Source organism: Methanobacterium alcaliphilum (assembly GCF_023227715.1).
Lineage (GTDB): Archaea > Methanobacteriota > Methanobacteria > Methanobacteriales > Methanobacteriaceae > Methanobacterium_E > Methanobacterium_E alcaliphilum.
The window spans coordinates 52,873-66,424 of the sequence record NZ_JALKIF010000002.1 but is presented as its reverse complement, the minus strand read 5'-3'; the positions used below and the strand labels follow the sequence as shown (position 1 = coordinate 66,424).

At 32.9% G+C, this 13,552-nt stretch carries 9 protein-coding genes; all 9 read left to right on the top strand.

What is annotated here, in order from left to right; all coding sequences use genetic code 11:
* Window positions 1-92 precede the first annotated feature (92 nt).
* The 9 genes from uvrB (at window position 93) to MXE27_RS01535 (ending at window position 13,531) form a co-directional block, all read left to right on the top strand.
* Complete coding sequence (uvrB, locus tag MXE27_RS01575) at window positions 93-2,054, top strand: excinuclease ABC subunit UvrB (RefSeq protein ID WP_248610645.1); 1,962 nt, start codon at window positions 93-95, stop codon at window positions 2,052-2,054.
* 76 nt (window positions 2,055-2,130) lie between these two features.
* The gene (gene uvrA / locus MXE27_RS01570; RefSeq protein ID WP_425438257.1) at window positions 2,131-5,016 is read left to right on the top strand and encodes an excinuclease ABC subunit UvrA; all 2,886 of its coding nucleotides are present in this window, start codon (window positions 2,131-2,133) and stop codon (window positions 5,014-5,016) included.
* A 407-nt stretch (window positions 5,017-5,423) separates the two neighbouring features.
* Window positions 5,424-6,338, top strand: a complete 915-nt coding sequence (locus MXE27_RS01565; RefSeq protein ID WP_248610643.1) for a sensor histidine kinase — start codon at window positions 5,424-5,426, stop codon at window positions 6,336-6,338.
* A 97-nt stretch (window positions 6,339-6,435) separates the two neighbouring features.
* Window positions 6,436-6,873 carry a response regulator gene (locus tag MXE27_RS01560; RefSeq protein ID WP_248610642.1) on the top strand — a complete coding sequence of 146 codons (438 nt, stop codon included), beginning with the start codon at window positions 6,436-6,438 and terminating at the stop codon, window positions 6,871-6,873.
* Window positions 6,874-6,936: 63 nt separating this feature from the next.
* On the top strand, window positions 6,937-8,697 hold the full coding sequence (locus tag MXE27_RS01555; RefSeq protein WP_248610641.1) for a response regulator: 1,761 nt from the start codon (window positions 6,937-6,939) through the stop codon (window positions 8,695-8,697).
* Window positions 8,698-9,555: a methanogen output domain 1-containing protein gene (locus MXE27_RS01550; RefSeq protein WP_248610640.1), complete on the top strand. Its 858-nt coding sequence runs from the start codon at window positions 8,698-8,700 to the stop codon at window positions 9,553-9,555.
* A gap of 362 nt (window positions 9,556-9,917) precedes the next feature.
* On the top strand, window positions 9,918-10,949 hold the full coding sequence (locus MXE27_RS01545) for a CPBP family intramembrane glutamic endopeptidase (protein ID WP_248610639.1): 1,032 nt from the start codon (window positions 9,918-9,920) through the stop codon (window positions 10,947-10,949).
* Between the two features lie 502 nt (window positions 10,950-11,451).
* Entirely contained in the window at window positions 11,452-12,573 is a 1,122-nt protein-coding gene (locus tag MXE27_RS01540) for a DUF763 domain-containing protein (RefSeq protein ID WP_248610638.1), read from the top strand.
* Between the two features lie 298 nt (window positions 12,574-12,871).
* Window positions 12,872-13,531 (top strand): 4'-phosphopantetheinyl transferase family protein, encoded by a 660-nt coding sequence (locus MXE27_RS01535; RefSeq protein WP_248610637.1) that lies wholly within the window; start codon window positions 12,872-12,874, stop codon window positions 13,529-13,531.
* The last annotated feature ends 21 nt before the right edge of the window (window positions 13,532-13,552 follow it).

Below are 13,552 nucleotides of genomic sequence, written 5' to 3'. Positions count from 1 at the left end.
AAAATCAAACAAATAAAAAGGGGATTGTATTTTATGGTTTTAAAATGAATCTTAAATTACAAAAAAACCGCACTTTTTTTGAGGATTAATAAATGAATAAATTTGAAATAGTATCAGATTATAAACCGCTTGGTGATCAGCCAAAAGCAATAAAATCTCTGGTAGATGGCATCAATAAAGGTTTTCAACACCAGACTCTTTTAGGTGTCACCGGGTCTGGTAAAACTTTTACCATGGCTAATGTAATTGAAAAGGTTCAAAAACCTACTCTTGTTATTTCGCATAATAAAACTTTAGCTGCGCAGCTGTATGAAGAATTTAAAGAAGTTTTTCCAAACAATGCCGTAGAATATTTTGTGAGTTATTATGACTACTACCAACCCGAAGCTTATGTTCCTAGAACTGATACATTTATAGACAAAGAGGCGTCTATTAACGAAGAAATAGATCGTATGCGCCATTCAACCACACAATCTTTATTATCAAGAGACGATGTCATTGTGGTATCCAGTGTTTCATGTATATATGGTATAGGATCTCCAGAAGACTACGGTGAGTTTATTCTTTCCCTACAAATAGGGGATAGTATGGATCGGGAAGAAATACTCTCCCGTTTAATTCATATGCAGTATGAAAGAGGAGATATAGATTTTAACAGAGGCCAGTTTCGTGTAAGAGGGGATGTAATTGAAATTAATCCAGTTCACGGTACCACCCCCCTGCGAATTGAATTATTTGGGGATGAGATTGAAGCCATTTCATTAATTGATCCATTAAGAGGTAAGAAAGTTCAGGAATTAGAACGTACAACTATATTTCCCGCAAAACACTTTGTAATTGCAGAAGAAAAAGTTAAAGAAGCATTAAAAGATATTGAAAAAGAACTGGAAGAGAGATTAATCATCTTAAGATCTCAAAATAAATTAGTAGAAGCCCAGCGTTTAGAACAAAGAACACGTTTTGATCTGGAAATGCTTAAAGAAATGGGTTATTGTCCTGGAATTGAAAATTATTCTCTCCATCTTAGTGGGCGTAAGTGGGGAGAAACACCATATACTTTATTAAAATATTTTCCTGATAATTTTTTAACCATAATTGACGAGTCACATGTAACTGTACCTCAAATTAGGGGGATGTACAATGGTGATCGAGCTCGTAAGGAAACTTTAGTGGATTATGGTTTCAGATTACCTTCAGCAATGGAAAATAGACCCTTACAATTCCATGAATTTGAAAATATAGTTGATCAAGTAGTCTATGTTTCCGCAACTCCTGCCCAGTATGAATTAGAACGCAGCTTGAATGTAGTGGAACAGATTATCAGACCGACAGGTTTAGTGGATCCTGAAGTAATTGTACGCCCGGTTAAGGGACAGGTTGATGATTTATTATCTGAAGTTAGAAAGAGGGTGGAAAAAAACCAGAGAATACTGGTAACAACATTAACCAAGCGTATGGCTGAAGACCTTACAGATTATTATGCTAAAATAGGTATAAAAGTTAGATATCTCCACTCAGAAATTGATACTTTAGAGAGAATTGAAATTATTGATGATTTAAGACGAGGAGAATTTGATTGCCTGGTGGGAGTAAACCTCTTAAGAGAGGGATTAGATCTTCCAGAAGTTTCTCTGGTAGCTATTTTAGATGCAGATAAAGAAGGATTTCTAAGATCAAAAACCTCATTAATACAAACTATAGGTCGTGCGGCTCGAAATGTCGAAGGTCAGGTATTGATTTATGCCGACGAACTGACTGAATCTGTAAAATCGGCAGTGGATATTACCAATCACCGTAGAAAACTACAAATTGAGTACAATGAGAAGAATAATATCACTCCTCGCAGTGTAATACGTACCCTTAAAGAGAAAAAAGAAAAGGAAAAAGTGGATCTTGGAGATATCAGTGATATTAAGAAAGTACCGAAAGATGAGTTAAGGCTTTTAATAAAAGATTTAGAAAAAGATATGCAAAAAGCAGCAGCCGATCTTGATTTTGAACAGGCTGCAAAAATAAGGGATAAACTAATGGTACTAAAAGGTGTATCAAAGTAATATGATGAAAATTTCTTAATTAATCTAATTTTATTAATTCACAATAAGGAGTTATAATTTAATGAGTGCTGAAATTATGAATAAAAAAGGAAAAATAGTCCTTAAAGGGGCTAGAGAGCACAATTTACAGAATATTGACATTAATATTCCCCGTGATGAATTAGTGGTGATTACGGGGATCAGTGGATCTGGAAAATCGTCACTGGCATTTGATACCATTTATGCCGAAGGCCAGAGAAGATATGTTGAATCATTATCTGCTTATGCTAGACAATTTTTAGGACAAATGAAAAAACCAGAGATAGATTATATTGAAGGATTATCTCCAGCTATATCCATTGATCAAAAAACAACTAAGGTGAATCCCCGATCTACTGTGGGAACTATAACTGAAATATATGATTATTTAAGACTTTTATTTGCTAGAATTGGTACTCCGCACTGTTATAATTGTGGTAAAGAGATTTCACAGCAAACATCTACCCAAATAGTGGAAAATATTCTTTTAAATGGAGAGGGAACGAAAATTCAAGTTTTAGCCCCTGTAGTAAAAGATAGAAAAGGAGAACATCTCAAGGTCTTTGAAAATCTAAGGACTAAAGGCTTTGTGAGAGTGAGGGTTGATGGTGGAATACATGATTTAGAAGAAGATTTTGATCTTGATAAAAATAAAAAACACTCTATCGAAGTCGTTGTGGATAGATTGGTAATCAGATCAGATATTGATTTCCAGAGGAGACTTGCAGATTCTGTAGAAACGGCTCTGGAATTAGGAGAGGGAATACTTATTATCGTTTATGGGTCTGGTAAAGATAACCATGAAAAAATATATAGTGAACACTTTGCGTGTGTAGAGTGCGGCATAAACTTTGAAGAAATCAGCCCAAGGATGTTTTCATTCAATAATCCTCATGGAGCATGCCCAGAATGTAATGGTTTGGGAAGCAAACTGGAAATTGATCCAGACCTAGTGGTTCCTCATGAAGAATTATCCCTAAATGAGGGAGCTGTTGTTCCATGGAGTAAATCAAAAAACAAGGATAACTATTATCAACAGATGCTGCAAGCGGTTGCGGATCACTTTGGTTTTAGTATGGATGTCCCCTTTAAGGAATTGGATCCAGAATACCGGAAAGCAATTTTATATGGTTCGTCTGAACGTATAGAATTTGCATTTAAAAGAAAAAATAGATCATACCGTGTTAAGAGAAAATTTGAAGGTGTTATTCGACGGATGGAACGTATATATATGGAAACTAAATCCAATTATATGAGAAGTTACATGGGGCAGTTTATGAGTGATCATAAATGTCCGGTATGTGACGGAAGTCGGTTGAGACCAGAAAGCCGTTCTGTAACGGTAGGTGGTAAATCTATCTTTGAAGTTGTGAAGATGCCCATTAAAGAGTCAAAAGAATTTTTCAAGAATTTAAAACTCACAGAAAGAGAAAATTTCATCGCTAAAGAAGTTTTAAAAGAGATCAATGAAAGATTAAAGTTTTTAGTCGATGTGGGATTGGATTATATTACTTTAGAAAGATCTTCCGGTACTCTATCTGGTGGGGAGGCCCAGAGAATACGCTTAGCGACCCAAATTGGTTCTGGGTTGGTGGGTGTTTTATACATCCTTGATGAACCAAGCATTGGGCTGCACCAGAGAGACAATGTAAGGCTAATTGAAACCCTTAAAAGACTGAGAGATATTGGAAATACGCTTATTGTAGTTGAACACGATGAAGAAACTATATTATCTGCAGATTATGTGGTAGATATTGGGCCGGGGGCTGGTGAACACGGTGGCCATCTTGTGGCCAGTGGAACACCCCAAGAAATTATGGAAAATCCTGATTCCATAACCGGCAGCTATCTTTCTCGAAGAGAATTCATTTCATTGCCTTCATCTAGAAGAAATTCTAATGGAAATAATATCACTATATACGGTGCCAAAGAAAATAATTTGCAAAATATCGATGTTGAGATACCACTAGGGGTTTTCACGTGCATTACTGGTGTTTCAGGATCTGGAAAAAGTACTTTAATCAATGAAATCCTTTACAAGGGGCTGTATGAAAAAATTAATCGCAAGCATATGAATGCTGGAAAACACGATAAAATTGAAGGTGTGCAACATATTGATAAAATAATTATCATTGATCAATCTCCTATTGGCCGCACACCTCGTTCTAATCCAGCCACTTATACTGGAGTATTTACTCATATCCGTGAATTATTAGCAGAAACTCCTGAATCTAAAAAAAGAGGTTATAAACCAGGAAGATTTAGTTTCAATGTTAAAGGGGGGCGTTGTGAGGCATGTACTGGTGATGGTATAATTAAAATTGAGATGCACTTTTTAGCTGATGTATATGTGCCTTGTGAAGTCTGTAAAGGTAAAAGATACAATGATGAAACTTTAGACATACGATATAAGGCTAAAAATATTTCAGAAATTCTGGATATGACTGTGGAAGAAGCACTTGAATTTTTTGAGAATATCCCAAAAATCAAAAAGAAACTTCAAACCCTTGATGATGTGGGTTTAGGTTATATTAGACTGGGACAGTCTGCCACAACATTATCTGGAGGAGAAGCTCAGCGAGTAAAATTGGCAAAAGAATTAAGCCGTCAGAGTACTGGCAAAACATTCTACATATTGGATGAACCTACTACAGGACTTCATTTTGCGGATATCAAAAGATTACTCCATGTCCTGGGTAGATTAACAGATTCTGGAAACTCAGTAGTTGTTATTGAACATAATCTAGATGTCATAAAGACTGCGGATTATATAATTGATCTGGGACCTGAAGGTGGAGATGGAGGAGGTCTGGTGGTGGCAACAGGAACTCCTGAAGAAATTGCAGAAAGTGGAACTTTCACCGGTGATTTTTTAAGGGAAATTCTTAGTGAAAATTCAACCCCACTTACTAGAAAACTGGTTAGTGAAGTATCTGATAAATAAAAACATTTCAAATAATTAATTTTTTAAAATAATTATTAGAAGTTTTTACTTTACTTTATCAACCCCTTTATTATTTTTAAATACTCTATGTTTTTTTATTTTTTTCACTTACGGGATGTAAGTATATCCCTAGTATATTCCAAATTTTATAGATAGAAGTCAAATATTCCAATGTTTTTTATAGTTGTCATGAGTTAATATTTTATATTAATTAAAAAATAATATAAATTGTGATAACCATGATTACAGAGAAATTAAAAATAGAAACTCAAAATTTCTTCTTGTTAATCATAATTTTTGTCTTGATTTTTTTGGGGCTGCAAAATAGTTCTAATCTTTTTCATCAGATGAATTTCCATCTGAATGGTTTTAATTTTTTCCCAGTGCCCTTTATTATGGGGATAGTATTGGGGCGTAAAAAATTGTTAATATTGTTCCCAGTGGCTGTGGCTATAGCTTTATTAGTTTTACAACCCTTATCTAATTCTTTGGGATTCAATATATCTGAAGACTCATTTAGATTAATTCTTTTGATGCTTATTGTGGTTATGGTTGCCTTACTTTCTGAGCGTATAGAACGTGTTCGTTCCCTCCGAAAATTAAATGAAGAACTTAAAAAGCAGACAGAAAAATTAGAAGATGCCAATGATGAACTGGAAGCGTTTGCTTATTCTGTATCCCACGATTTAAGGGTTCCTTTAAGGGCTATTGATGGGTTTTCCAGGATAATGGTTGAAGATTATGAAGATACATTAGATGAGGAAGGTATACGGCTTTTAAATATTATTAGGGATAATACGAGAAAAATGGGTCAACTTATTGATGATATACTATTGTTATCCCGCGCCGGCCGACAGGAAATGAATATTAATCAATTAGATATGAATAGTTTAGTAGAAAATATATATGGTGAGTTCAGTACCCAAACTGAAGGTCGAAATATAAATTTTATGGTGGAGGATCTCCCACCAGTTTTTGGTGATAGATCTTTAATGTATCAGGTATTCAGTAATTTAATTGGTAATGCTCTAAAATTCACAAGCCATAAAGACCCTGCAGAGATAACTGTTGGGTGTATTGAAGAAAAAAATGAATATGTTTTTTATGTCCAGGATAATGGTGCTGGATTTGATATGAAATATATTAATAAATTATTTGGTCTTTTCCAGCGATTACACAGCCCAGAAGAATTTGAAGGTACAGGAGTGGGGCTCTCTATTGTTCAGAGGATAATAAAAAGACACAATGGAAAGGTATGGGGTGAAGGTGCAGTGGATGAAGGTGCTATTATTTACTTCTCCATGCCTAAAAACGGTAAATAGTCTCCGGAATTTATTTTCCAGCTATTTATCTTATAATTTTGGATAAATAATTTATTAATTTAACTCCTCTTAAAAAAGTTTATACTAAGGTGATTAGATGGGAATGGAAGAAATAGAAATTTTACTGGTTGAAGACAATCCTACTGATGCAGAACTAACCATGAGGGCTTTAAAACGGAGAAATTTAGCTAATCAAGTTGTTTGGGTTAAGGATGGTGCGGAAGCATTGGATTTCATTTTCGCCACAGGTGATTTTTCTCATAGGAACCCTGAGGATCTTCCAAAATTAATACTCCTTGATTTGAGAATGCCTAAAGTTGATGGTCTTGAAGTTCTCCAAAGAATAAAGGCTGAAGAAAATACTAGAAAAATACCAGTAGTTGTTCTAACATCATCTAAAGAAGATAGGGATATAGTAGAAAGTTATAAATTAGGTGTTAATAGTTACGTTAGCAAACCTGTAGAGTTTGATGAATTTATTGATGCTGTATCTACGCTGGGCTTTTATTGGATGTTAATAAATAATCCACCTTAATGATTTTTACTTTTTAAAATACTTACCAATCGTTTGATAAATTATAAAAAATCTAATGATTCTATGAACAATAAAATTAAAGTTCTAATTTTGGAAGATGTTCCTCTTGATGCGGAATTAGCTGAAAGAGAACTCAAGAAAGAGGGAATGGATTTTGTATCCCATATTGTTGAGAAAGAGAATGATTTTGTCCGTGAACTGCAAGAATTTAAACCAGATATAATACTGGCAGATCATTCACTACCTACTTTTGATGGTCCTGCTGCACTTAAAATTACTAATGAGATAACACCTCACACACCTTTTTTATTTGTCAGTGGTAAAATAGGGGAAGATTACGCTGTTGAAATGCTTAAAAAAGGTGCTACCGACTATGTGCTTAAAAATAATCTTACTAAACTTCCACATGCTGTGATAAGGGCTTTGAAAGAAGCCGAACAAAAACATGAGCATTTGCTTGCAGAAAAAGCTTTAAAAGAAAGTGAGAGAAAATACCGTACTCTGTTTGAAAAATCTAAAAATCCTATTTTTGTTTGCTATCGCGATGGAAACTTAATTGACTTTAATAATGCTGCATTAAATTTCATGGAAAGTGAAAAAGAACAACTTGTTAATAGAAAAATTAATTATTGGGTTAATGATAATGATTTTGAAAATTTGTTTCTTGATAAAACAGAGGATATGGAAATAATATTCAATATAAATGGAAAGGAAAAAGTCCTAATCCTTTCCAGTACTTTAATTGACACTGATTCTGCAAATACTTATTTTTTATTAGGTAAAGATATAACTATGCAAAAAATTGCTGAAAAAGCCCTTAAAAAGCAAGAAGAAGAATACAGGGCCATATTTGAAAATACAGGAACATTATTTTTAATTTTTGATGAAAATATGGTTATATCTCTGGTAAATAGTGAATTTGAAAAGTTTTCAGGCTACCACAAAAATGAAATTGAATCAAAAATGTCGTGGTTAAATTTTGTGTCGCCTGATGATCTGGAAAGAATGGAAGGATATCAGAGATTGCAGAGAATAAATCCCAATGCACTGCCTAAAAATTATGTGGTAAGCCTTATTAATAGAAAAGGGACTACCAAAACTTTCTTTGCCACTTCTGATATTATACCTGCCACTAATAAAGGATTAATTTCTTTCATGGATATCACAGACCGTAAAATTGCTGAGGATAAAATTAAAAAATCCCTTAAAGAAAAGGAACTTTTACTTAGGGAAATACATCACCGAGTAAAAAATAACCTCCAAATTATATCTACTCTATTAACTTTACAATCGGCTCAAGTTGATGATGAGCAAATATCTGAATTTTATAATGAAAGTCAAAATAGAATCCAGGCCATAGCATTAATCCATGAGAAATTATATCATTCACAGGATATATCTAAGATAAATCTTACAGATTATATCCAGAGCATGATAAGTGATCTCTTTGACTCTTATGGGATGGATATTCATAAGTTAGAAGCAAAACTTGAGGTAGATGATGTTTTAATGGGTATTGAAACTGCTATCCCCTGTGGACTCATAATAAATGAACTTGTTTCGAATTCACTTAAATATGCATTTCCTGATGGAAAGGGGAGTATATTAATATCGCTGCATAAATTAAATGATGATGAGTATAGTTTAATGATTTGTGATAATGGGGTGGGATTACCTGAAAATTTAGATTTAAATCAAACTAATACTCTGGGATTGCAAATTGTAAATAACCTGGTAAACCAGATTGATGGAGTTATGGAGATTTCAAAACCTTCTAAATTCAAGATTAAATTTAAAGAGATAAGATATAAGGAGAGGATTTGATTGGTCAGTGCAAGAGTTCTGGTGGTGGAAGATGAAAGTATTGTGGCTCTGGGTATTAAACATAAATTGGAAAATATGGGCCATAACGTGGTGAAGATGGTTGCTTCAGGTGAAGATGCTATAAATGCTGCTAAAGAACACCGGCCTGACATAATTTTAATGGATATCGTTCTAAAGGGGGACATGGATGGTATAGAAGCGGCACAATTAATCCATGACGAACTGGATATTCCTATTATTTATTTAACGGCTTATGCTGATGAAGAAATGTTGATGAGGGCTAGAGTAACTGAACCTTATGGGTATATAATCAAACCTTTCAAATCCAGTGAATTAAATGCCAATATTGAAATGGCTTATTATAAACATAAATCTGCTAAAAAACAACAGGAAATAATTAAAGAAAAGATTTTAGCTGATTTTTACGATTTCATTGTTAGATCAATGCCCACTTCCAGCTCACAAAATGAACTTGAAATGAGAAATTTACTCTCTCGTGTATTTTCTGAGAGACTAGAAGAAGATATGAAACCTGGTTTTATTCGTGAAATGCAAGAAAAAGGTGTAGACCAAAGTTCAGATGGTGGGGAAATATTTGAAGCTTATTTTGAATGGTTGACTAGACTATTCACCAGCTTTGGAATCAGAGTAGGCTTTGTTGATAAAAGCCCTCGATGGTATTTTGAGTTCGATAACTGCCCCTGGATAAATGAGGCAAAAAAGAATCCTGTTTTTTGTTTAAACTGTCATTCTATGATTAAAAGAAGTTTTGAATGGACTAATTTAGAAGGCAGTGTAAAAAGAAAAGCAACTATTGCTAGTGGAGCACCTAATTGTATTTTTGCTTTTAAATTTTAATATAAACTTATAATATAAATCTCTTTTTTATTAATTTTAGGTGGTTTTATCATCTAAATTTCCATTTATATGGTGTTAAATTTAATGTGAAAATCTAGGCAATTTGACTGGTTGTTTTGCTTATTTTTGTAGTTTGTTTTTTCAAATTACTTTTTTAGTTTGGTTATATTGATTTTAAATGGTTTTTATATCAAAAAAATTAAATAATTGTTTTTAAATATTATTTTTGGCGATATAAATGAAAATGCCATCAGTTCACGATATAAAAAATCCTAAATGCAAGTTGTTAGACATAATATTTATATTAAAATAAAAATACAATACCAGATAACTTTTGGATATTGATGAGGGGGCATGTTTTTTTGACTGAAGCAGTTTTAGAAAGGGGACAACTTAAAAAAGAATTATATACATTTTTAATTATCACTTTTGCAGCTACTTATATTCTTCAATTAGGTATTTATGCCATTGCGGGTCCTTTATCATATACATCTCCATTGTGGAGTGTGGCACTTTCAGCTTCCATGTTCATGCCAGCCATAGTTGCCATATTCTGTATGGCATACTTCAAATCCCATGCCTTAACTACAGAAACAAAAATTATATTCACATTTTTCCTGGTATATGTAGTTCTATTCCTTTTTGAAAGCTTTTTCCCACCAATTATAGGGAGCATAATGGGTAAACCGCTCCTTTCAGGTATTGTTGGTGTTTTAGGAATTTTAACTCTAATCGTGCTGAACTTGAAAAAGAAATGGAGAGATGGTTTAAAGCTCTCAAAATTATACTTTGGAAAAAATATCAAATATTACATTATTTTACCACTCATTTTTTCTGTAATACTCATTATAACTCCTATTCTTTATTATATCTCTGGATTAGGCTCTCCAGCCACAGAATTTAACCTTTACATGTTCTTTAACACCTGGATGCCCAGTTTAATTTTGTTTTTCTTCATATTATGGCCCTCCTATTTTGGAGAAGAATACGGGTGGAGATTCTACCTCCAAGACAGACTATTTCCACTTTTAGGAGGTTATAATGGTGTTTTAATACTTGGTATCATATGGGGATTATGGCACAGTGTGCTCATAGTGTTGGGACATAATTATCCAGGATACCCTATCCTTGGAAATGTATTAATGATTCTTTATTGCATTGTTCTGGGCACTATTTTTAGTTACGCTGTTTTAAAGACTGGAAGTATCTGGATTGCGGTAATACTACATTTAATTAATAATAAAACCGCTCCCGTGGCAACATCATTCATTGCAAATTCTGATAATCTTATCCTGGGTTCTGTTATTGGAACCGTGCTTTTAGCAGTGTTTGTAGTGGTACTTTTAAAGTCTAAAGTTTGGAAAATGATAAACCTGCCAGTTAACGGGAAATAAACAATAAAATTTATGGCCCGGCCCACCCTACATTGCAGACAAAGGTGTCCGAATAACGCATTCTGGAATAGAAAAAAAACAATAAATATCTATTTAAAATTGAATTCTATTTGGACCATATCTGATTTTTTTATAATTCTCCACTAGAATTATTCGGGACAGAAAATCCATTAAAAAAATTATACGAACAATTAGTCAGTAAATTAAGTAAATTATACGATAAATGGGACGATTTAAAGTCAATACGAAGTAAAATCGAAGACTTTAACAAATTCTTCAAAACGGTGTGGGCTACGAACAAATACCATCCTATACAACAAATCAACAGCAAAAATTACATACTTAACTGTACTTTTAGCAGCCCAATAGTCTCCAAACTAAAACCCGATAACAAGCAACTACAGAACTCGCTGATATGTAAAAACCTAACAACCTATTTCATTAAATTCTTTTTTTATGCTCTCACTAAAATTCTTTATTTTAGTATAACAAATAATATTTTATGAAACGGAAAGGCATAGCTAACTTACCTTTACATGGAGGGCATCCTCCTAGATGGCTATTTAGTCGGATGATTAAACTGGCTGGTGGGATAAGTGAGGTCATAATAGATGAATATGGGAGTGATGAACTCCTGCGACGTTTATCTAATCCTTTTTGGTTTCAAGCATTTTCCTGTGTTCTTGGATTTGACTGGCATTCATCAGGCACTACTACAACTACTTGTGGTGCTCTTAAAATTGCTTTAAAATGGGAAGAGCACGGCATTTTAGTAGCAGGTGGAAAAGGAAAAAATTCACGAAAAACTCCTCAAGAAATTCTAGATTCTCAAAATTTATTTTCTATTAGCACTAAAAAAATTGAAAAAATGGTTCAATCCAGTCGTATTTCTGCAAAAATTGATAATTCATGTATACAGGATGGATATCAACTTTATCAACACAACTTTTTTTTAAATGAAAAGGGCAATTGGGCAGTAGTCCAACAGGGAATGAATAACTTCAATAATTATGCCCGCCGTTATCACTGGTTAGGAGAAGAAGTTGATACTTATATTGAAGAACCTCATTCAGCCATATCTTGTGATTCTTGTGAAAAAAAAGTCCTTAATATGACCGCAACAGGCAGTGATGATGCTCGACAAATTAGTGTTGATTTGATCTGTGATAATCCGGATCATATTCGGAAATATTTCAGATATAAAGGTGGGGTGCAAATGCTTATTTCGGATTTTTCAAATGATTATCAAGAACTTAATATGCCTAATCATCATCCTGTTTTGGATATGGATTTAAGTGATAATGAGTTTGAGGTTTTAAAACAAGCATGGGAAATACAACCTGAAAATTATGAAGAATTAATTCTATTAAAAGGCCTAGGACCAAAAAAAATTAGGGCACTTGCTTTAATATCTGATTTAGTCTTTGGAAAACCCGCCAGCTGGAAAGATCCAGTTAAATATAGCTTCACCCATGGGGGCAAAGATGGATTTCCTTATCCTGTAGATAGGGAAGTTTATGATAATTCCATAAATACTTTAAAAGAAGCGCTTGATCAATCTCAACTAGAAAATAAACAAAAAATAAGTGCAATTAAGCGTTTAGAAGATTTTTTAAATGAATAATTTTTTTAAACATGAAATACCAGTTAAATTTCAATCAATTTTTAATGGATATTTTACACAAATCCTAATCCTTGTAAATAAATAGTTTTTTTCTCTATTCAGACCATTAAAAGAACATATTCTCCTTCTTTAATATACTTTTATTGCAATTCTATTATTAGTATTGGAAAATCCATAACATATAATAATTAGATGTGGCAATCATTTAATTAATAATAGTTCCAAATAACAATAGAGATAATTTAAATAATCAAATATTAGGCATTTATATAACTAAAACGATTACCAATGATCTCAAATGATGTTATATTACATGGATGTTTCTGGGCTTGATTTGTATAAAATCGAGAGTCATGTTTCTCCTGAGAGGATAAAAAAATCCAACCAGTACATCCACCAAAAGGACAAAAAATTGTCTATAGGTGTCGAAATTTTACTTAGATATGCTTTAGGCAAAATAGGTGTTTTTGATCCAGTATTTGATATAGATAAATATGATAAACCATATCTAAAAAATTATCCTGATATTTTTTTTAATTTATCACATTCTGAATATTATGTGGCCTGTGTTGTTTCTGATTCTCCTGTTGGTGTGGATATTGAATATATCCATGATATAGATTTAAATATAGCAGAAAATTATTTTTATAGTAATGAATATGACTACATTATAAATAATAAGTTTAAAAAAAAGGCTTTTTTTGAATTATGGGTTTTAAAAGAAAGTTATATGAAAATGACAGGATTAGGATTTAGATTACCACTTGATGATTTCTGTATTGAGATCAATGATGAAATAAAATTGTCACATAATGGGAATACCAGTAAATTTGGAATATGGGAAATTTGTAATGGTGGATATATGCTAGGTGTATGCTCAAAAAAAAGTGTCAGTGAGCCTATTTTAATACAATTAACTGATGTTGAAAAAAAGATGGAAATGAAAAAGGAGATCTAAAAAGTGGGAAAAGGAGAGGAT